The organism is Streptomyces cirratus, from assembly GCF_014650775.1.
GTDB classification, from domain to species: Bacteria; Actinomycetota; Actinomycetes; order Streptomycetales; family Streptomycetaceae; genus Streptomyces; species Streptomyces cirratus.
This window is the reverse complement of the sequence record NZ_BMVP01000002.1, coordinates 334,296-355,249: the sequence shown is the minus strand read 5'-3', so window position 1 is coordinate 355,249 and position 20,954 is coordinate 334,296. Positions and strand designations below refer to the sequence as shown.

The 20,954-nt window shown below is 72.7% G+C and carries 16 protein-coding genes; 8 read left to right on the top strand and 8 right to left on the bottom strand.

Annotated elements, in window-relative coordinates; translation table 11 throughout:
• Positions 1–19: 19 nt before the first annotated feature.
• The 4 genes from sucC to IE207_RS06540 all read right to left on the bottom strand — a co-directional run bounded on the left by sucC (position 20) and on the right by IE207_RS06540 (position 6,142).
• A complete protein-coding gene (sucC, locus tag IE207_RS06555; protein WP_190183066.1) occupies positions 20–1,198 on the bottom strand; it encodes an ADP-forming succinate--CoA ligase subunit beta in 1,179 nt (392 codons plus the stop codon).
• 276 nt (positions 1,199–1,474) lie between these two features.
• On the bottom strand, positions 1,475–2,641 hold the full coding sequence (locus IE207_RS06550) for a VWA domain-containing protein (RefSeq protein WP_190183065.1): 1,167 nt from the start codon (positions 2,639–2,641) through the stop codon (positions 1,475–1,477).
• 115 nt (positions 2,642–2,756) lie between these two features.
• Positions 2,757–5,039, bottom strand: coding sequence for a DUF5682 family protein (locus tag IE207_RS06545; RefSeq protein WP_190183064.1), 2,283 nt, complete (start codon positions 5,037–5,039; stop codon positions 2,757–2,759).
• Positions 5,036–6,142 (bottom strand): ATP-binding protein, encoded by a 1,107-nt coding sequence (locus tag IE207_RS06540; RefSeq protein ID WP_190183063.1) that lies wholly within the window; start codon positions 6,140–6,142, stop codon positions 5,036–5,038. The genes IE207_RS06545 and IE207_RS06540 overlap by 4 nt, the downstream gene beginning before the upstream one ends.
• Before the next feature lie 134 nt (positions 6,143–6,276).
• Here IE207_RS06540 and IE207_RS06535 point away from each other — a divergent pair, with 134 nt between their 5' ends.
• The gene (locus IE207_RS06535) at positions 6,277–7,614 is read left to right on the top strand and encodes an SWIM zinc finger family protein (protein ID WP_190183062.1); all 1,338 of its coding nucleotides are present in this window, start codon (positions 6,277–6,279) and stop codon (positions 7,612–7,614) included.
• A gap of 250 nt (positions 7,615–7,864) precedes the next feature.
• Positions 7,865–9,484, top strand: a complete 1,620-nt coding sequence (locus IE207_RS06530) for a DUF5691 domain-containing protein (RefSeq protein WP_229873406.1) — start codon at positions 7,865–7,867, stop codon at positions 9,482–9,484.
• Positions 9,485–9,523: 39 nt separating this feature from the next.
• On the opposite strand, the gene icmB is transcribed toward IE207_RS06530, so the two are convergent.
• Entirely contained in the window at positions 9,524–9,928 is a 405-nt protein-coding gene (gene icmB, locus IE207_RS06525) for a coenzyme B12-dependent isobutyryl CoA mutase small subunit (protein ID WP_190183061.1), read from the bottom strand.
• A gap of 245 nt (positions 9,929–10,173) precedes the next feature.
• Between icmB and IE207_RS06520 the strand changes: the two genes are divergently transcribed.
• The 3 genes from IE207_RS06520 (at position 10,174) to IE207_RS06510 (ending at position 13,961) form a co-directional block, all read left to right on the top strand.
• A complete protein-coding gene (locus tag IE207_RS06520; protein WP_190183060.1) occupies positions 10,174–11,001 on the top strand; it encodes an alpha/beta fold hydrolase in 828 nt (275 codons plus the stop codon).
• 123 nt (positions 11,002–11,124) lie between these two features.
• The gene (locus IE207_RS06515) at positions 11,125–12,795 is read left to right on the top strand and encodes a M23 family metallopeptidase (protein ID WP_190183059.1); all 1,671 of its coding nucleotides are present in this window, start codon (positions 11,125–11,127) and stop codon (positions 12,793–12,795) included.
• A gap of 83 nt (positions 12,796–12,878) precedes the next feature.
• A complete protein-coding gene (locus tag IE207_RS06510; protein ID WP_190183058.1) occupies positions 12,879–13,961 on the top strand; it encodes a DNA polymerase III subunit beta family protein in 1,083 nt (360 codons plus the stop codon).
• Positions 13,962–14,026: 65 nt separating this feature from the next.
• Here the strand turns inward: IE207_RS06510 and pcrA are convergent, their stop codons facing one another.
• Together pcrA and IE207_RS33935 are read right to left on the bottom strand one after the other, a co-directional pair.
• Complete coding sequence (gene pcrA / locus IE207_RS06505) at positions 14,027–16,522, bottom strand: DNA helicase PcrA (RefSeq protein ID WP_190183057.1); 2,496 nt, start codon at positions 16,520–16,522, stop codon at positions 14,027–14,029.
• A gap of 90 nt (positions 16,523–16,612) precedes the next feature.
• Positions 16,613–17,017, bottom strand: coding sequence for an ArsR/SmtB family transcription factor (locus IE207_RS33935; protein ID WP_190183056.1), 405 nt, complete (start codon positions 17,015–17,017; stop codon positions 16,613–16,615).
• Positions 17,018–17,138: 121 nt separating this feature from the next.
• Here IE207_RS33935 and IE207_RS06495 point away from each other — a divergent pair, with 121 nt between their 5' ends.
• The 3 genes from IE207_RS06495 (at position 17,139) to IE207_RS06485 (ending at position 19,588) form a co-directional block, all read left to right on the top strand.
• Positions 17,139–18,026 (top strand): alpha/beta hydrolase, encoded by an 888-nt coding sequence (locus IE207_RS06495; protein WP_190183055.1) that lies wholly within the window; start codon positions 17,139–17,141, stop codon positions 18,024–18,026.
• A gap of 73 nt (positions 18,027–18,099) precedes the next feature.
• Entirely contained in the window at positions 18,100–18,453 is a 354-nt protein-coding gene (locus IE207_RS06490) for a hypothetical protein (protein WP_190183054.1), read from the top strand.
• Between the two features lie 97 nt (positions 18,454–18,550).
• Positions 18,551–19,588 (top strand): C40 family peptidase, encoded by a 1,038-nt coding sequence (locus tag IE207_RS06485; protein ID WP_190183053.1) that lies wholly within the window; start codon positions 18,551–18,553, stop codon positions 19,586–19,588.
• A gap of 193 nt (positions 19,589–19,781) precedes the next feature.
• On the opposite strand, the gene IE207_RS06480 is transcribed toward IE207_RS06485, so the two are convergent.
• Positions 19,782–20,885: an alpha/beta hydrolase gene (locus tag IE207_RS06480; RefSeq protein WP_229873405.1), complete on the bottom strand. Its 1,104-nt coding sequence runs from the start codon at positions 20,883–20,885 to the stop codon at positions 19,782–19,784.
• Positions 20,886–20,954 lie beyond the last annotated feature (69 nt).

Here is a 20,954-nt window from a genome sequence, read left to right as displayed (position 1 = left end):
GAGTCTGTGACCTCTGCCCTTACTTCGCAGCCGCGAGCTCGGCGGCCTTGTCGGCCGCGCCGTCCATGGTGTCCACGCGCTGCACCAGCGGGTGGTTGGCGTCCGAGAGGATCTTGCGACCCAGCTCGGCGTTGTTGCCGTCGAGACGGACGACGAGCGGCTTGGTGACCGCCTCGCCCTTCTCCTCCAGCAGTGCCAGCGCCTGGACGATGCCGTTGGCGACCTCGTCGCAGGCGGTGATGCCACCGAAGACGTTGACGAAGACGGACTTGACGTCCGGGTCGCCGAGGATGATCTCAAGGCCGTTGGCCATGACGGCGGCGGAGGCGCCACCGCCGATGTCCAGGAAGTTGGCGGGCTTGACGCCGCCGTGGTTCTCACCGGCGTAGGCGACGACGTCGAGGGTGCTCATGACGAGGCCCGCGCCGTTGCCGATGATGCCGACTTCACCGTCGAGCTTGACGTAGTTGAGGTTCTTCGCCTTGGCGGCGGCCTCGAGCGGGTTCGCGGCCGCGTGGTCCACGAACTCCTCGTGGCCCGGCTGACGGAACTCGGCGTTCTCGTCGAGCGAGACCTTGCCGTCGAGCGCGATGACGTCGCCGTTGGCGACCTTCGCGAGCGGGTTGACCTCGACGAGGAGAGCGTCCTCGGCGATGAAGGTCTGCCACAGGGTCACGAGGACCTCGGCGACCTTCTCGGCGACTTCGGCCGGGAACTTCGCCTGCGCGACGATCTCGCGGGCCTTCTCGATGGTCACGCCCTCGTTGGCGTTGACGGGGACCTTCGCGAGGGCCTCGGGGGTCTTCTCCGCGACCTCCTCGATGTCCATGCCGCCCTGCACCGAGGCCATGGCCAGGAAGGTGCGGTTGGTGCGGTCGAGGAGGTACGAGACGTAGTACTCCTCGAGGATCTCGGGAGCGGTCTCGGCGATCATCACCTTGTGGACCGTGTGGCCCTTGATGTCCATGCCGAGGATGTCCGTCGCCCGGGCGACGGCCTCGTCCGGGGTGGCGGCGAGCTTGACGCCGCCGGCCTTGCCTCGGCCTCCGACCTTCACCTGCGCCTTGACGACCGACTTGCCGCCCAGCCGCTCGGTGGCCTCGCGAGCCGCCTCAGGCGTGTCGATCACTTCACCGGCCAGCACCGGTACACCGTGCTTGGCGAAGAGGTCCCTCGCCTGGTACTCGAACAGGTCCACGCGCGTCCGTCCCTTGTCTTCAAAGATTCGCAGTGATTCGCGGTTGTCTGCTATCTGCGTGGGCGTGCCGCGGAGGGCAACGTGACGGCGCTGTCACAAGGAAGGCGCACACGGTGACCGTGAACGCGGCATGTCCGTCTCGCAGGTTATCCCCGTGGGACGTGCGTCCCTAAATCGCAGGTCGCACCAGAGCGGTGATACCTGTCACAGATCGCCTCACGGTTGAGCTGCACGTTCGTAGGATCCGCCGAGTCACGGACGGGGCCGGCGGGCCGCTCACGGGACGGGCAGCGGCCGCCTCTCCAGCGCGGCGGCCATCACGTCGGGGAAGAGGTCGGGGGTGCAGGCGAAGGCGGGCGCGCCGAGTGCGGCGAGGGCCGCCGCGTGCTCGCGGTCGTAGGCGGGGGCGCCTTCGTCGGACAGGGCGAGCAGGGTCACGAATTCCACCCCGGCGGCCTTCATCGCGGCGACCCGCTTGAGCATCCCGTCGCGTATGCCGCCCTCGTAGAGATCACTGATCAGGACCACGACGGTGTCGGCCGGCCGGGTGATCTTGGACTCGCAGTAGGCGAGGGCGCGGTTGATGTCGGTGCCGCCGCCGAGCTGGGTGCCGAAGAGCACGTCGACGGGATCGTCGAGCTGGTCCGTGAGGTCCACGACGGCGGTGTCGAACACCACCAGCCGGGTGGCGATCGCCCGCATGGAGGCGAGCACCGCCCCGAAGACGGAGGCGTAGACGACGGAGGCCGCCATCGAACCCGACTGGTCGATGCAGAGGATGACCTCCTTCTTCACGGACTGCGCCGCCCGGCCGTATCCGACCAGCCGTTCCGGGACGACGGTGCGGTACTCGGGGAGGTAGTTCTTGAGGTTGGCGCGGATCGTCCGGTCCCAGTCGATGTCCCGGTGACGGGGGCGGCTGATGCGGGCGGAGCGGTCGAGGGCGCCGGTGAGGGTGGCGCGGGTACGGGTCGCGAGGCGCTTCTCCAACTGCTGGACGACCTTGGCGACCACCGCGCGGGCACTCTCGCGGGTCGTCTCCGGCATGGCCTTGTTGAGGGAGAGCAGGGTGCCGACGAGGTGAACGTCCGGTTCCACGGCCTCCAGCATCTCCGGCTCCAGCAGCAGGGAGGACAGGCCGAGCCGTTCGATGGCGTCCCGCTGCATGACCTGCACCACGGAGCTGGGGAAGTAGGTCCTGATGTCCCCGAGCCAGCGGGCCACCTGCGGCGCGGACCCTCCGAGTCCGGCCGACCGCTCCCCCGGCCTCTTGCGCGAGCCGGCGCCGCTCTGGCCGTACAGGGCCGTGAGCGCGGCGTCCATCTGCGCGTCGCGGCCGGAGAGCGAGCAGCCGGTGCCCTCCCCCTCGCCTCCTCCGAGCACCATCCGCCACCGCCGCAGCCGCTCCCCCGCGTCCGCCGGCCGTCCCGTACCGATCTCCATCTGTCGTCCCCCTGTCGTGTCGTCACCGGCGGCCATCGCCGCCGCCGTCCTGCCATTCCCTGCGGGTGCCGGTGCGGTGGCCGGCCCCGCCCGGCCGGGCGGTTTCGGGCCGCGCCTACGCCGCCGCGGCTCCGGCCGCCCCGGCGAGCAGCATGCGGACCACGTCCGCCACCGCGTCCGCGCGGACGGGGTTCAGCTCCGGGCCGAAGCCCTCGGGGGCCCGGCCGGGGCCGGCGCCGCGCTGCCGGGCGGCCGGTGGCCGCCGGACCAGTTCGCCCAGGGCCCGCTTCACGCCCGGCTCGTACGCCCCGAACGTCCGCCGCAGCAGGGGCAGTACGTCGACGAAGGCACCCGCGGGCACCGACACCAGCCAGGTGTCGATCAGGCCGAGCAGCCGCTCGTCGTGGACCAGCAGGGTGCCGCCGCCCGCGCTGCCGCCGGCGAAGCCCTCGATCCAGCCCGCGGCGTCGGCCGGGGTGGCCGCCGGGGACAGTGCGAGCCCCATCAGCCGCGCCGTCTCCTCGGGCGGGAGCCGGCCGTCGTCCAGGAGCAGCCGCGCGGCCCGGCCGCGGATCAGCCCGGGCACGGTGTCCCGGCCGGCCAGCGTCCGCAGCACCGCCGCCCAGCGCTCGCGCAGCCCCTCGTCGGCGTCTGCCAGCAGGGCGATCGCCCCGTGGACGGCGTCGACGTGCCCGCGCAGCTCCGCCGCGCCGTCGGCGTCCAGCCCGGCCGCGCAGGCGGGTGGCAGGGCCACGCATATCCGCTCCGCGAGCCCGGCGGCCACGGTGGCGAGCGCCTGCGCGTCGGTGCCCCGTACGTCCCCGTACCGCAGGGAGCGGGCCAGCGCGGGCAGTGCCTTGGCGAGGCGTGCCACATCGGTGTCGAGCGCGGCCCGGTCCGCGAGGGCCCGCAGCACGGCGGGCAGTGCCTCGGCAAGCCCGGCCAGCAGGCACCGTTCGGCCAGGGCGGTGACCTCGCCCAGTTCGGCGGCGTCCGCCGCGAGCGCCTCGGCCCGGGCGGTGGCCGCCCCCAGGACGGTCGTGCCCCAGATCCCCGCCTCGGCGACCCGCACCGACAGCTCGGGCTCCCAGCGCAGCCGCCACGTCTCCCGGAAGGTGCCGGTGCTGCCCCGGGAGGCGGTGGGTGTCCCCCAGTCGATGCCGAGCAGCTGCAGCCGGTGCAGCAGAAGGGACTTGGCCGCGTCGGTGTCCTTGCGCAGGTCCAGTTCCAGCTCGCGGTCCTGCGCCTCCGCCTTGAGGCGCAGGGAGCGCTGTCTGCGGGTCAGGTCCCGCTGGAGCGGTACGACGGGCGCCGCGTCCGGGACTTCGCCCAGCACGTCCCCGACCACCAGGCGGTCCTGGATCAGGGCGAGTGGCATGTCGGAGCCGTCGCACATGACCGCCCGTACCGCTTCGAGGGTTTCGGTGAGACCGGGTACCGGCCGCCCCCGCACGGCGGCGAGGGTCTGGGCGAGCCGGACCGCCTCTATGACATGGGCGGAGGAGACCTGCCGGTCCTCCTCCCGGAGCAGGCCCGCGACCTTGGTCAGCCAGCGCTCGACGGGCCGGTCGCGGGCGGTGAAGAGGTGCGCGTACCAACCGGGCGAGGTGATGCCGGCGCCGTAGCCCCCGGCGCGGGCGAGCCGGCGGTGGGTCCAGGGCACCCAGGTGGTCTCGACCTTGATCTTCGGCAGTCCGGTCAGCAGGGCCTTGTCGGCGGCGGCTGTGGCCGGGGCGCGCAGTGCCGGGACGTGCCACGCCCCGCAGACCACGGCGTAGGTGTCGCCGAACTCGCGGCGCGCGGCACGCATCCGTTGGCGCATGTACGCCTCCCGCACCAGGTCGCGCGGGTTGCCGCCGCAGCCGTACGCCTCGCGCAGCGCGCCCATGGCTTCGCCGAGGGCCTCGAACGCGGCCAGCGGGTCTTCCCGTACGGCGTCCCTGTGCTCGACGACGTCCTCCCACCAGCGCTCGGGGTCGTCGTACCCGGCGCTTTCGGCCAGGACCGCGAGCGGGTCGATCCGTACGGAGTCGGCCTGCTCCTCCTGGTCGTCCTTCACGGCCAGCGAATGCGCCGCGGGGAGGTCGATGAACCGGACTGGTACGTCCCGCGCCTGGGCCCAGCGGATGGCGGCCCACTCCGGGGAGAAGCCGGCCAGCGGCCAGAACGCGGCCCGCCCGGGATCGTCCGCGGCGTGGGCGAGCAGGGCGACGGGCGGCCGCATCTGTGGGTCGGCGGCGAGCGGCAGCAGCGCGTCCCCTTCCGGCGGGCCCTCTATGAGCACCGCCGTCGGCCGGGCTTCGTCCAGCGCGGCCCGCACCGCGCGGGCGGAGCCCGGTCCGTGGTGGCGGACCCCCAGCAGGAGGGGGCCGCCGGTCTGCGGGCTGCGCGGGTTCATGCCGTCACCTCCCGGCAGGCGCGGTAGAAGTCCTTCCAGCCGTCCCGCTCGCGGACGACGGCTTCGAGGTACTCCTGCCACACCACCCGGTCGGCGGCGGGGTCGCGGACGACGGCGCCGAGGATTCCGGCCGCCACGTCGGAGGGGCGCAGGACGCCGTCCCCGAAGTGGGCGGCCAGGGCGAGGCCGCCGGTGACCACGGAGATGGCCTCGGCGGTGGACAGGGTGCCGCTGGGTGACTTGACCTTGGTGCGGCCGTCGCCGGTGACCCCGTCGCGCAGCTCGCGGAAGACGGTGACGACGCGGCGGATCTCCTCCAGGCCCTCGGGCACCGCCGGCAGGTCCAGGGCGCGGCCCATCTGGTCGACGCGGCGGGCGACGATGTCGACTTCGGCGTCGGCGGTGGCGGGCAGGGGCAGCACCACGGTGTTGAAGCGGCGGCGCAGCGCGCTGGAGAGCTCGTTGACGCCGCGGTCGCGGTCGTTGGCGGTGGCGATGAGGTTGAAGCCGCGCACGGCCTGCACCTCCTGCCCGAGCTCCGGTATGGGGAGCGTCTTCTCGGACAGGACGGTGATGAGGGTGTCCTGGACGTCGGCGGGGATGCGGGTGAGTTCCTCGACGCGGGCGGTCATGCCGTCGGCCATGGCGCGCATGACGGGGCTGGGGACGAGGGCTTCGCGGCTGGGGCCGTGGGCCAGGAGGCGGGCGTAGTTCCAGCCGTAGCGGATGGCTTCCTCGGGGGTGCCTGCGGTGCCCTGCACGAGGAGGGTGGAGTCCCCGCTGACGGCGGCGGCGAGGTGTTCGGACACCCAGGTCTTGGCGGTGCCGGGCACGCCGAGCAGGAGCAGCGCGCGGTCGGTGGCCAGTGTGGTGACGGCGACTTCGACGATGCGGCGCGGTCCGACGTACTTGGGCGTGATCACGGTGCCGTCGTCCAGTGTGCCGCCGAGCAGGTACGTGGCGACGGCCCACGGGGAGAGCTTCCAGCGGGTCGGGCGGGGCCGGTCGTCGGCGGCCGCCAGGGCTTTCAGTTCGTGTGCGAAGGCGTCTTCGGCGTGCGGTCGCAGTGCCTCTGCGCGGTGTTCGGTCCCGGGCGTGCTCATGGTCCCCCTCCAATGCTCGGCAGCCGCTTCCGACTGCTGACACCACGGTGCACCACCCCACTGACAACGGCCCCTGTTCGAGCCGTCGTTGCAGGTCAGAGCGATTGTCAGTGGGGGTCTCTACGGTGGGACACATGACTGAGCAGGGGGTCCGCTGGACAGCGGAACAGGTACTGGCTCTGGCTCCTGACGATGCGTCGCGCAAGGCGGGGGGCAAGCTGGGTGGGGCGGGTCCGTGGTCGCAGACCGGAGGTTCCGCTTCCGGTGTGGTGTGGGGGTTGTGCAAGGGCAGCGGCAGGACGCCGTACCGGACGGTCGTGGACCTGACGGGCCCGGCGTACAAGTGCTCGTGTCCGAGCCGGAAGTTCCCGTGCAAGCACGCTCTGGGGCTGCTGCTGCTCTGGGCGGCGGAGGGGGTGGGTGTTCCGGCCGAGGCGCCGGAGTGGGCCGGCGAGTGGCTGGCGGAGCGGGCGGCGAGGGCGGCCCGGCCGGCGGCAGCCAAGCCGGTGGACGAGGAGGCGGCAAGGAAGCGGGCCGAGCGGCGGGCAGCCCGGATCGGGGCGGGGGTCACCGAGCTGGAGCAGCGGCTCGTGGATCTGCTGCGGGGCGGCCTGGCCGGCCAGGAGCAGGCGGGGTACGGGGCCTGGGAGGAGACGGCGGCCCGGATGGTCGACGCCCAGGCGCCCGGACTGGCCACCCGGGTAAGGGAGTTGGGGACAATACCCGGTTGCGGCCCCGGCTGGCCCGCCCGGATGCTTGAGGAGTTCGCGCTGCTGCACCTGCTCGACCAGGCCTGGCTGGGGGTGTCCGGGCTGCCGGAGCAGCTGGCCGCGACGGTGAGGACCCGGGTGGGGCTGGCGCCTTCGGCGGAGGGCGAAGCCGTACGGGACCACTGGCTCGTGCTGTCCCAGTACGACTCGGTGTCCCCGGACGGCCGGCTCACCACCCGCCGGATATGGCTGCGCGGGCTGGCGAGCGGGCGGCCGGCACTGGTGCTGGACTTCGGACCGCCCGGGCGGCCTCCGGGGCTGGCGCTGCCGGTCGGGCTGGTGCTGGAGGCGGAAGCCCGCTTCCGGCCCGGTTCGGCGGGGCTGCGGGCCGACCTGGGGGAACGGTGCGCGGCGGCGGTACCGGGCGGGCCGGCGCCGGCCGGGGTGAGTACGGAGGCGGCGCTGGAGGCGTACGGGGCCGCACTGCGGGAGGACCCCTGGCTGGAGTCGTGGCCGGTGGTGCTGGGCCCGGTCGTTCCCGTACCGGGTGAGCTGGGCTGGCAGTTGGCGGACCTGGAGGGGACGTCGGCCCTGCCGGTACCGCTCGCGGGGCCCGGCGGCGGATCCCGGTCGGGGCTGTGGCAGCTCGCCGCGGTTTCCGGTGGGGGCCCGGTGACGGTGTTCGGGGAGGTCGGCCACCGGGGGTTCACGCCCCTGACGGCCTGGCAGCCGGATTCTCCGGAACCGGTGGCTCTGGTCTGACGGGCCGGCGCGACCGGCCGGCGCGGAAGGAACGGCAAGAGGCGATCGACGCGGGGGAGCGTCGGCGCTGGGGAGGGACCGGCGGCGCGGGGGCGCCGTCGTGCGGGACCGAGAAAAGCCGGGGGGCTTTGATGAACGACAACCACGCCAGCTGACGCAGGATTTGAGCCGACATTTCACCATACTGCTCTGGTCCCGTGGAGGGGGCGGGACCGGAGCGCGGCACGGCACACCACGAGGGAGGGGTCCGATGGAGACGGCTGGGGCGGAGCGCGCCGGACGTACGGCGCACGCGGGGCACGCGGGGCACGCGGGGCACGCGGGGCACGCGGGGCACGCCGACTGGGACGGGCTGGTCGGTGCGGCGCTGCTCGGCACCGAGCGGCGCCGGGGCGGCTCGCCCCGGGCGCTGCTGGACGAAGCGGCCGTCCAGACACTGCGGCGTCGGGCCGGGCTGCGGCCCGCGCAGGCGGGGGAGCGCCCCGAGCCGGCGCCGCGCGATCCGCGCCCCGAGCCGCCGGAAGCGGCCCGGCGGCGGCTCGCGCAACTGCTGGCCGGCCGCAGCTCGGGCGGGCGGCGGGGGGCCGCCCCGGATCTGACGGAGCTGCTGCCGCAGTGGCTGGCCGCCGCCGTGCGGCACGGCTACCGCGCTCCGGCGGCGCTGGTCCCGGCGCTGCTGGACGCGGCCAGGGCCCGCACCGACCTGCGGCCGCACGCGCTGGCCCTGGCCGGCAGCCGGGGGCTGTGGCTGGCCCGGCTGAATCCGGACTGGCGGTTCGCGTTGCGCGGCGGCGCGGCCGGCATGCCGGAGCTGCCCGGCCCGCAGGACCGCGAGGGGGTCGAACGGCTCTGGCAGGAGGGGTTGTTCGCCGAGCGGGTGGCCCTCCTGGGCGCCGTACGGGCCCACGACCCGGCCGCCGCGACCGCGCTGCTCGCCACCACCTGGACCGCCGAACGGGCCGAGGACCGGCTGATGTTCCTGGACTCGCTGAGGGTGGGGCTGTCCGGCCTGGACGAGCCGTTCCTGGAGGCGGCCCTGGGCGACCGCAGCCGCAACGTCCGGGCGACCGCCGCCGAGCTGCTGTCGGCACTGACGGGTTCCGCGCTGGCAGGGCGGATGGCGGAGCGGGCGCTGGCCTGCGTGGGCCCGGAGGGGATCGATCCGCCGGCGGAGTGCGACGCGGGGATGCTGCGGGACGGCGTGGTCAAGCGGCCGCCCGCGGGACGCGGGGAGCGGGCCTGGTGGCTGGGCCAGCTGGTGGAGGCGGCTCCGCTGTCCCGCTGGCGGGAGCGGTTCGGGGGGCTCGACCCGGCGGCGATAGTGGCCCTGCCCGTGGGCGACGGCTGGGCGGAGGAACTGCATGCGGCCTGGTGCCGGGCGGCGGTGCGCCAGCGTGATCCGCAGTGGTCGAAGGCGCTGCTCGGCTCACCCTCCGCCCCGCCCGCGGCCGGCCCGGGCACGGCATCGCTCGCGGAACGGGCGAAGCTGCTGTCGGTCCTGCCGGAAGGGGAGCGGGCCGACTGGGTGGCGGAGTTCGTACGGGCGCACGGGCTGTCGGAGGCGTTCCAGTTGCTCGGGGTGTGCGTGGTTCCGTGGGCGGGGCCGCTGGGCCGGGCCGTCGTGGACGCGCTGGACGCGGCCCGGGAGGCGGGCGGCTACCCGTGGAGCTTCAGCGGGGTGATGGGCCTGGCGGAACGCTGCCTCGACCCGGCGGACGCCGCCCGGCTGGAAGCCCTGACCAGGGCCCCCGCGGACACCACGGAAACCTCCCCGGGCGCGGCGGCGTACTGGGAGGAGGCCTTCCAGCGCCTGGCCTCCACCCTCCACCTCCGCGCGAGCATGCTGGCGGAGCTCATACCGCCGTCCTGAGCCGGGGCGGTGACGGCCGCCGGGTCCACGGCTTCCGAATCAGTGCTGGCGGACGTTCGCGTTGACCCAGTCCACGATCGCGGTGGTGGTGGCGCCCGGAGTGAAGATCTCCGCCACGCCCTTCTCCTTGAGCGGGGCGATGTCGTCCTCGGGGATGATGCCGCCGCCGAAGACCTTGATGTCCTCCGCGTCCCGTTCCTTCAACAGTTCCAGCACCCGAACGAACAGGGTGTTGTGGGCGCCCGAAAGGATCGACAGGCCGATCGCGTCGGCGTCCTCCTGGATCGCGGTGTCCACGATCTGCTCGGGGGTCTGGTGCAGGCCCGTGTAAATGACTTCCATTCCCGCGTCCCGCAGCGCACGGGCGATCACCTTGGCCCCGCGGTCGTGGCCGTCGAGACCCGGCTTGGCCACCACCACACGGATCGGACCGGTCACACCCATCGCACTGCCTCCCGAGTGAACGAACGTTAAGTACAGCATCGCGCACCAGCCCGTTTCGCAGTCAAGCAGGAGGGGGAAATCACACGTGGGAGCGTGGAGCCACTGCCACTGGTTCACCGCCCCCGCCAACTGATTCGCGGTGGAGCCGCACCGAGTCGTCCCGCCACCGTGCCGCCAGCCGCACGGCACGGAGGCGGGGCACGTCGGCAGTACGGCACCAGTACCCAAGAGGCCAGGAGGCCGCCATGGGGCTGTCGATCACGCCGGTATCCGCACCCTTACCGCTCGCCGCCTTCCGGTCGGCGGCAGCCCTCCGGGCAGCCGTGCTGGAGGCGGTGGTGCTGAGCGGACACCTGCTCCTCTACCCCACTGGGGTTCTCGCGGAACGGCTCGCCGCCGACGCGGCCGCCGGGGGCGCCGGGCAGCGCCCCCCGGTGCTGCTGCTGCACGGCTTCACCGACAACCGCTCCGTCTTCGTCCTGCTGCGACGCGCCCTCGCGGCGGACGGCCTGCGGCGGGTGGAGACGTACAACTACTCTCCGTTCACACGGGACCTCCGCACCACCGCCGGGCAGCTGGCCCGCCGCGTCGAGGAGCTGTGCGAGCGCACCGGGCAGGAGCAGATCGACCTGGTCGGGCACAGCCTCGGCGGGCTGGTCGCCCGGTACTACATCCAGCGGCTCGGCGGCGACGCCCGGGTGCGCACGCTCGTCACGCTCGGCACCCCGCACGCCGGCACCAGCGTGGCGCCCTTCATGGACGCGCACCCGCTCGTCCGCCAGATGCGGCCCGGCTCCGAGGTCATGACGGAACTGGGCGCGCCCGCTCCGGGCTGCCGGACCCGCTGCGTGGCCTTCTGGAGCGAGTTCGACGGTCTGATGTCCCCGCCGGGGACCGCCCGCCTCGACCACCCCGACCTGATCACGGAGAACGTCCTGGTCACCGGCATCGGTCACCTGGCGCTCCCGGTCCACCCCACCGTCATCAACGCCATCCGCCGCACCCTGGACGGCCCGCTCCCCCATCCGTCGCCCGCCAGCGACAACGCCGAGGTGCGCCGCATCGCCATCTGAGCGCCGACCGGTACCGAGCGCCGGACCAGCGTCGCGGCAGGGGCAACAACACGCGGCCCGGAGTCGAACGAATATCGAACCCAAGGCCAAGGCTCGGTGTGCGGGCGACCGAAAGACAGCCGAATGCCCGGTTCCCATGAGGCTGAAACCCACCGAAGATTGTCGTCGCCAGTAACCGCCGGGTACAGTCGCGCCACTGCTCTCCTCCGGGGAACCTCTCATTCCCCGGCCACCCAGGCCCCCACTGCCGAGGCGAAAGAGAAGTTGGTGAACGACCGCCCCTCGTCGGGCCAGTACCCCGAAAACGGGTACGACGGCCTCTCCACCACCACTTTCGCTGGTGACCAGGCCTACGTTTCCTATGAAACGCAGGGCCAGGACTACAACTACGGTGCTTCCGCGGGCTACGACGCCTACGGCGCGTACCAGTCGACCGGCACCTACGACGCCACCGCGTGGACGGGGCAGGAGAGTTACCTCTCCACCGTTCCCGGCCAGGCCATGCCCGAGGACACCACGGGCCAGTGGGACGCCAACGCCTGGGCCGGCGCGAACACCGCCGAATACCAGCCGACTTCCTTCGGCTACGAGTCCACGGGCGCGGAGCAGTCCGCCGACCAGAGCGCGCAGTGGAACACGTTCACCGCGTACGGGCAGCAGGACACCGGCACGTACGACGCCACCGCCTGGAACACCGGGCACGGCGACGGCGGCTACGAGGCCTACGCGTACGAGGCGACCAGCGTCGTCCCGGTCGTCATGGCGCAGGACGTCCCCACGGATGCCGCCGACTTGCACGGCACCGACATCCACGGCACCGACATGCACGGCACCGACATCCACGCCGCCGAGACCGCCGTCTTCGAGGCCCTCTCCGACGAGGACGCACCGGAGCCGTCGGCCGCCGTACACGCCATGGCCACGCAGACGATGCCGGTCACGCCCGGTGCGACGACGGCGGAGCCGCGCGCCTCACGCCGAGCCGGCACCAAGACCGGCAACGCCAAAACCGGCAACGCCAAGTCCGGCAACACCAGGGCCGCGGGCGGCAGTAGCCGTCGCCGGACCCCGGCGAAGCGTTCCGCCCTCCTGACCGTCGCCGTGCCCTCGGCCTGCGTCATGGGGGTCGCGGGAGTCGCGGCGGCATCGGTCGGCGGGCTCACCGGCACCGACAAACCCGCCCAGGACACCACCACGATGGCGGCGCCCGACCCGGCTTCGGTGAAACCCGTCGCGGCGAACAACAAGCTCGACACCCAGCTGACCGCCCTCAGCGCGGACGCCGGTGACTTCGCGGACCGCGCGAGCCGCACCCAGGAACGCCTCGACCTGAGACAACGCCAGGAAGAGGAGAAGAAGAAGCGGGCGGAGGAAGCCGCGGCCAAGGAGGCCGCCCGCCCCAAGTTCGCCATCCCCGTCACCCAGCACGGCCTGAGCGCCGGGTTCGGACAGGCCGGCGGCATGTGGATGTCCGTGCACACCGGCATCGACTTCCCGGTCTCCTACGGCACCCCGGTCATGGCCGCCACCGACGGCACCGTGCGCACGCAGTGGAACAGCGCTTACGGGAACATGGCCATAGTGACCTCACCCGACGGCACCGAGACCTGGTACTGCCACCTCAGCAGCACCAAGATCCGGTCCGGCAAGGTCCAGGCCGGTGACGTCATCGCGTACTCCGGCAACTCCGGCAACTCCACCGGCCCGCACCTCCACTTCGAGGTGCGCCCCGGCGCCGGGTCCCCGATCGACCCCCAGGCGTGGCTGCGCAGCCACGGCCTCGACCCGACGTAGGTCCGGGTCTCGACCCGTCTCGCCGGCCCGCTGTTGACCCTCGACCTGGTGGAGGGCCCAGAGTTGCGGGTGTGGAGAGCGAGATGCGCAGTATCGGCGAGATGGCCCGGGACAGCGGACTGGGCGTGAGCGCCCTGCGGTTCTACGACGGTGCCGGCGTACTGGTCCCGGCCCGGGTGGATCCGGTCAGCGGCTACCGCTGGTACGGCCCGGAGCAGCTCGTGGAGGCCCGGTTGCTGGCCCGGCTGCGCCGTACCGGCATGCCGTTGGCCGACGTCCGGCTCGTCCTGGCCGGATCGTCCGGCAGGGACGCCGACCTGGTACGGCAGCTGCTCCAGGCACATCTGCGCCGTCTCGAACAGGGGTTGTCCGATGCCCGCAGCGAGTTCTCCTCGATCCGATCGCTAGTCGAGAACAGGGAGAACCCCATGGTTTCGCTCCGCACCGCGCCGGTCCGGCTGACCGTCTGCGCACCCGAACTCGCCGCCGCGCTGGACGCGGTCCGCTTCGCCGCAGGTACCGACCCGGAGCTGCCCGTGCTCGCCGGTGTCCTGTTCGACATCGAGGGCGACGAGCTCCGTGTCGTGGCCACCGACCGCTACCGGCTGGCCGTCGCGGGAGCCCGTACCGCCGGGCACGGCGGGCCCCGGGTGCAGGTCGTCGTGCCGTCCCCGCTGGCCGACGCGATGCGGGCGTTGCTGGGTGCCGGCGCCTCCGTCCGGCTCACCGTGGACGGTGACCGCGTGGCCCTGGAGACGGAGGGCCATGAGGCGGCCGGCCAGTGCCTCGGCCACGACTTCCCCGACTACCGCCGCCTCGTCCGGCTGCCCGCGGGGCGCCGGGCCGTCGTCGATGTCCCGGCCCTCCGCGAGGCGGTGGAAACCGGCCCCGTCCGCACGGGCGTGGTGCGGGAGCGGGACGGCGTGCCGTGTGAGCTCAGCGTGCTCAAGGTGGCTGCCGATGGCGTGGTCACCGTCTGCGAAGACGGTGACGACGACCGGGACCAGGTCGCCGTGAACCGCGAGTTCCTGCTGCACGCCCTGGCCGCCGGAGCCCGGGACCGGCTGGTCCTGGAGTTCGGCGCCCCCACGGCGCCGCTCGTGATCCGCCGGACCGACGGCGAGGACGCGTTCTCGCTGCTGATGCCTGTCCGCCTGGACGACTGACGACGAGGGACCGGGGGCCGGGGGGCCGGGGGGCGGGGGGCCGGGAAAACCGGCCCCTCCGCCCGCTACAGCTTCTGCACCGGCGCGTAGCGCAGCAGCAGTCGCTTCGGCTTGTCGTCCCCGAAGTCGATCGTCGCCTGCGCGTCGGCGCCCGCTCCGCGGACCTCCATGACGGTGCCCAGACCGAACTGGTCGTGCGTGACCCGGTCCCCGACGGTCAGCGCGATGACCGGCTTGTCGGCGGCGCGGCGCGTCGCGAACCCGGAGGGGCCCGCCTTCGTCCGCGACGAGGACAAGAACGCCTCGGGCGACGTGCCGAACGAGGCCTTCCCTCCGCCCGGACTGCGCATGGGACCCGCCGGCTTCTGGGAGGCGCCCGTCCGCTTCCACTGCAAGTACTCCGGCGGGATCTCCTCCAGGAAGCGCGACGGCGGGTTGTACGAGGGGGTGCCCCACGCGCTGCGCATCGAGGAGCGGGTCAGGTAGAGCCGCTCGCGCGCCCGGGTGATGCCCACGTACGCGAGGCGTCGCTCCTCTTCCAGTTCCTTGGTCTGGCCGAGCGCGCGCATGTGCGGGAAGACCCCGTCCTCCATGCCGGTCAGGAAGACCACGGGGAACTCCAGGCCCTTCGCGGTGTGGAGGGTCATCAGCGTGATGACGCCCGAACCGTCCTCGTCCTCGTCCGGGATCTGGTCGGAGTCGGCGACGAGCGCGACCTGCTCCAGGAACTCGGCGAGCGTGCCGCCCGTGGCGCCGGCCGCCGCTGTCCCGGCGGTGTCGTCGCCCTCGCGGGCCTGCTCGAATTCGAGTGCCACCGCAGCGAGTTCCTGGAGGTTCTCGATCCGCGTCTCGTCCTGCGGGTCGGTCGACGCCTGGAGTTCGGCGAGGTAGCCCGTACGCTCCAGCACCGCTTCCAGCACCACCGCGGGGCCCGCGCCGGACTCGACGATCGTGCGCAGTTCCTCCATCAGCGCGTTGAACCGCTTGACGGCGTTGGTGGAGCGCGCGGCCATGCCGAAGGCCTCGTCCACCCGCCGCAGTGCCTGCGGGAAGGTGATCTTCTCGCGCATCGCGAGGGCGTCGATCATCGCCTCCGCCCGCTCGCCGATGCCGCGCTTGGGGACGTTCAGGATGCGGCGGAGCGGGACGTTGTCCTCGGGGTTGGCCAGCACGCGCAGGTACGCGAGGACGTCGCGGACCTCCTTGCGCTCGTAGAAGCGGACGCCGCCGACGACCTTGTAGGGGAGGCCGACGCGGATGAAGATCTCCTCGAACACACGCGACTGCGCGTTGGTCCGGTAGAAGATCGCGACGTCGCCCGCCTTGGCGTCGCCCGCGTCCGTCAGCCGGTCGATCTCGTCGGCGACGAACTGGGCCTCGTCGTGCTCGGTGTCCGCGACGTAGCCGGTGATGACGGCGCCGGTGCCGGCCTCGGTCCACAGGTTCTTCGCGCGGCGGTTCTCGTTGCGTTCGATGACGGCGTTGGCGGCGGAGAGGATCGTCTGGGTGGAGCGGTAGTTCTGCTCCAGCAGGATCGTCGTCGCGTTCGGGTAGTCCTCTTCGAACTGGAGGATGTTGCGGATGGTCGCGCCGCGGAAGGCGTAGATCGACTGGTCGGCGTCACCCACGACGCACAGCTCGGCGGGCGGCAGGTCCGGGTACCCGGTGCCCACCAGCTCGCGCACCAGCGTGTACTGGGCGTGGTTGGTGTCCTGGTACTCGTCCACCAGCACGTGGCGGAAGCGGCGCCGGTAGTGCTCGGCGACGTCCGGGAAGGCCTGGAGGAGGTGGACGGTGGTCATGATGATGTCGTCGAAGTCGAGCGCGTTCGCCTCGCGCAGCCGCCCCTGGTACATCGCGTACGCCTGGGCGAGGGTCTTCTCGAACCCGTCCACCGCCTGGTCGGCGAAGGCCTCTTCGTCGATCAGTTCGTTCTTGAGGTTCGAGATCTTGGCGTTGAACGCCTTCGGCGGGAACTTCTTCGGGTCGAGGTCCAGGTCCCGGCAGACGAGCGCCATCAGGCGCTTGGAGTCGGCCGCGTCGTAGATCGAGAACGAGGAGGTGAAGCCGAGCCGCTTCGACTCGCGGCGCAGGATGCGGACGCAGGCGCTGTGGAAGGTGGAGACCCACATGGCGTTCGCGCGGGGGCCGACGAGGCCTTCGACGCGCTCCTTCATTTCGCCGGCGGCCTTGTTGGTGAAGGTGATCGCCAGGATCTGACCGGGGTGGACCCCGCGCGCGGCCAGTAGGTGCCCGATGCGGTGGGTCAGGACCCGGGTCTTGCCGGAGCCGGCGCCGGCCACGATGAGCAGCGGCGAGTCGGCGTGCACCACGGCGGCGCGCTGCTCCGTGTTCAGCCCCTCCAGGAGCGCCGCCGGGTCGATGACCGGCTTGGGCGCCCCGTTGCGGTAGTAGGCGTCCCCGGTCATGGGCACGTCGAACCGGCCCCCGAAGAGGTCGTCCGCGCCCGGCTCGGGGGCGGGGTGGTCCTCGGGTGGCGGGGGGACCTCGTCGGAGGGGGTGAGGTCCGCCAGGAAGCTGTCGTCAAAGAGGCTGCTCATCGCTTTCCGAGTCTAGGGGGCGGGACCGACAGCCGGTCCCGCCCCGGGAAATCTCACAGGCCCCGCCCACGGACCACGGGGTGCGGCGCCTCAGCGCAGTACGAGCGCCAGCAGCCCCGGGAAGCGCCGTTCGAGGTCGTCGCGGCGCAGCGTGAGGTACTGCCGCCGGCCCTCGGGGCGCTGGCAGATCACGCCGCTCTCGCGCAGCGTCCGCAGGTGGTGGGTGACGGAGGAGCGGGGCAGGTCCGGGACGACCTCGCCGCAGAACGCCTCCCCGCGGGAGGCGAGCTTGCGGACGATCTCCAGTCGGGCGGGGTGCCCGAGTGCCGCGAGGACCTCGGCCAGGCCGAGGGCGCCGGCGTCACCGGCGCCATCGGTACGGCGATGAGCGTTGCCGGCGTCGGCGTCGCCGACGTCATCGGCGCAGGGACGGGCGTCGGCGTCAGCGGCGCCGACGTCATCGGAGTCGGCGGGGGTGGGTTCGACTGCGGCCATGGCCCCACTGTACGCAAATCCGGTACGGACATTGACCAACCGTACGAAGATCCCGTACGGTCACCGGCGTGCCCATCGTACGAAATTTTCGTACGGATCCGTTCCGACCGGAGGACCCCCCATGCCCACCCCCGCTCCCCTGGACGACGCCGCTCTCGCCGCCTCCCTCGACGGCGGCTTCACCAGCCACCACGCCGACGTCAACGGCACCCGCCTGCACTACGTCGACGGCGGCGCCGGCCTGCCGCTCGTGCTCCTCGGCGGCTGGCCGCAGACCTGGTGGCAGTGGCACAAGGTGATGCCCGCCCTCGCCCGCACCCACCGCGTGATCGCGGTGGACCTGCGCGGCATGGGCGGCTCCGCCAAGCCCGAGGGCGGCTACGACAAGAAGACGATGGCCGCCGACGTCCGCGCCCTGCTCGCCCACCTCGGGATCGAGCGCGCCCACCTGGTGGGCCACGACATCGGCGCGATGGTCGCCTACGCCCACGCCGCCAACCACCCCGGGGCCACCGACCGGATCGCCCTGCTCGACGTCTCCCACCCCGACCCCGGCTGGTACGAGGGCACGCTCCTCCCCCGCCCTGGCCGGTTCCACTTGTGGTGGTTCGCCTTCAACCAGGTGGAGGGCCTGCCGGAACAGCTGCTCGCCGGCCGCTACCACCACCTGCTGGACTGGCTCTTCACCCGCGCCGCCGATCCCGCCGCCGTCGACGCCCACTCCCGCGCGGTCTACGCCCGCGCCTACGACTCCCCCGAGGCGATCCGGGCGTCCAACGACTGGTACCGCGCCTTCCCCCAGGACATAGAGGACCTCGCCGGCTACGCCCCCGTGACCGCACCGCTGCTCGCGCTCGGCGGCGAGTTCAGCAACTACGACTGGCTGACTGAGGCGGTGCCGCCGCTGGGCACCGACACCCGGGTGGTCCGCGTCGACAAGAGCGGCCACTACCTCCCCGAGGAGCAGCCGGAGGTCGTCGTCGAGGAGCTGCTCCGCTTCCTCGGCTGACGGCCGGCCGCCCCCTCGGCCGACGCCCGACCTGGCCACGGGACGCCGGCCGCCGCCCCGTACGCTCGACGCCATGGACGTACTGATCAGCGTTTTCCTCGGCCTGCACATCATCGGTATCGCCTCGCTCCTCGGCGGCTTCCTGACCCAGATGAAGGCGATGGGCGCGGGCACCGCCCGCTTCGTGCCCGCGATGCTGCACGGCGCACTGACGATGCTGGTCACCGGCGTGCTGCTCGTGGGCTTCCGCGAGATGGACGGCGGCACCGTCGACAACATCAAGATAGGTGTGAAGCTGGCCGTCCTGTTCGTCGTCCTGGCGCTGGTCTACGTCAAGCGCGACGAGGAGCGGGTGGACAAGGCGTTGTTCGGCGCGGTCGGCGGTCTGACCATGGCCAATGTCTTTATCGCCGTCCTCTGGCACTGACCGTTCAACAACGGTCAGTTCGGGGCAACCGTCATCTCTCCGTTACCTCCGGGCTTAGCGTCCTCCCCCAAGACCAACGGAAGGACGTGACGCCCTCGTGGCCAGTCATCGAAAGCCCAGGCAGCGCCCGCTCTCCGGCGGCCCCGTACGGACCGCGGCCACCACACTCGCCCTCGCGGGCGCTGCCACCGCCACCGCCTTCGAGGGCACCTCGCAGGCCGACCCCCGCCAGACGCCCACCCAGGTCAAGGCGGAGGTGGACCGGCTCTACCAGGAAGCCGAAGCGGCCACCGAGCACTACAACGGGGCGAAGGAGAAGGCCGACGAGGCCGAGCGCGCGCTGTCCGGCCTGCGCGACGAGGCCGCCCGCAAGGCCGACCGCCTGAACGCGGCCCGCAGCGCCCTCGGAGCGCTCGCCGCCGGCCAGTACCGCACCGGGGGCCTGGGGCCCGCCGTCCAGCTGGCGATGTCCGGGAACCCGCAGGAGTACCTCGACCGGGCCGCGTTCCTCACCCGGACCGGGGACCGCACCGCCGCACAGGTGACCGCCGTTCGCCGGGGGCTGGACGAGGCCGGCCGGGTGCGGGACCAGGCGTCCGGCCGGCTGGCGGACCTGCGGGCGCGCCAGGACGAACTCGCCGCGGCCAAGGCCGCCGTCGAGGGCAAGCTGAACGCCGCCAAGCAGCTGCTCGACAAGCTCACCGCCGAGGAACGGGCCGCGTACGAGGCGCAGTCGGCGCCCGCCGCCGGCCCGCAGGCCCCGTTGTCCGTCCCGGTAGGGGACGGGAGCCGCGCCGCCCGCGCGGTGGCGTACGCGTACGGGGCGATCGGCAAACCGTACGTGTGGGGCGCCACCGGGCCGGGTTCCTTCGACTGCTCGGGCCTGACCCAGGCGGCCTGGGGCGCGGCCGGGGTCTCGCTGCCCCGCACCACCTACACCCAGATCAACGCCGGACAGCGCGTCTCCCGCGACCGGCTGGCACCCGGCGACCTGGTGTTCTTCTACTCCGGCATCACGCACGTGGGGCTGTACATCGGCGACGGCAAGATGATCCACGCCCCGCATCCCGGGGCGCCGGTCCGCGTCGCCCCCATCGACTCGATGCCCTGGGCGGGCGCGGCCCGCCCCGCCTAGGGCGTGTTTCGAAAGTAGCGCCGGCCGCCCGAAGGGCGGGCCCCGCGGCGTCCGGTGCGTGCGATCGCAAGGCGGAGGGTCGCCCTCGTACCGGGCCGTACGCGGGCGATCCCGACAACGCGGCGAGCGTGCGTGCCGGGCGTCGCGGGGCAGGCGGGACTTTCGAAACGCGCCCTAGTGCTCTGGCCGGAGCCTACGGCGCCTTGACCGTCTTGCTCAGCCAGTCGAAGGTCTGCGGCAGCTGCTTGGACCAGGAGTCGAGGTTGTGGCCGCCGGTCACCTTCTCCGCGTGCACCGCGGTCGGGCTCTTCGCGATCGCCTTGAGGTCCAAGCCGGACAGGTAGCCGTCCTGCTCGGCGCCCGACATCCACAGTGAGACCGCCGGCGGTGCGGGCGCGGCCGTCAGCACGTTCTTGAGGTTGTGGGTGCGGCGCAGCTCCGGGTCCTTGGCGACCAGCGACGACGGCTCCTGCCCCGGGTCGTTGTAGCCGGACAGGGAGACGGCCGCGCTGTACCGGTCGGGGTGGTTGATCGCCAGCTTGGCGGCGCAGTACGCGCCGGCCGAGTACCCGGCGACGCCCCAGGTGCGGGCCTCCGCCGAGACCCGGAAGTTGTCGGTGACCATCTTGCGGACGTCGACGCTGAACCAGCTGTCGGCGTTGACCTTGCCCGGGATGTTCGCGCAGCCGGTGTCCGCGTTGCCGAGCAGCATGGCGCGCGGCGAGACCAGGACGAACGGCTTCACCTTGCCGCTCTTCATCAGCGGCTCCAGCACTTCGTGCGCCTTGAGGCCCTGGAACCAGGACTTGCCCGTTCCCGGTATGCCCGGGATCAGCTCGACCACGGGGAACTTCTTGTCCTTGAAGGCGGGGTCGTCGTACTGGGGCGGCAGCCACACCATCACGTCGCCCTTGACCCCGGAGACCTTGCCGTCGAGCTCGGTCTTCCTGACGCGGCCACCGAGCCCCTCGACCGGCTGGAAGTCCTGGCGCACCTTCGGCTCGGTCTCGGCCTTCTTGCCGCCGAGCCCGTCCGGGCCGAGGTCCGGGGCGGCGGTGACGTAGCTGCCGGTGCCCATCAGGTCGCCCCAGGAGGCGTAGAAGTTCATGTCCCGGTTCACCGCGACGAACACCAGCGCTACGGCGGTGACCTGGGCGAAGGCCACCATGAGGCAGCGCGTGGCGACGCGTACGACGACCGGCCCGCGCGCCCTGCCCCACAGCAGCAGCGGCAGCAGTACGGCGAGCACGGTCAGGGCTATCGCCGTGGCGAACAGGGGGGTGCCGGTCAAGCTCATCACGCCTGCCAAGAGGCACGGCGCGCACACCGGGGTTCCCGTCCCCCGGTGCGTCGTGGATCACAACCG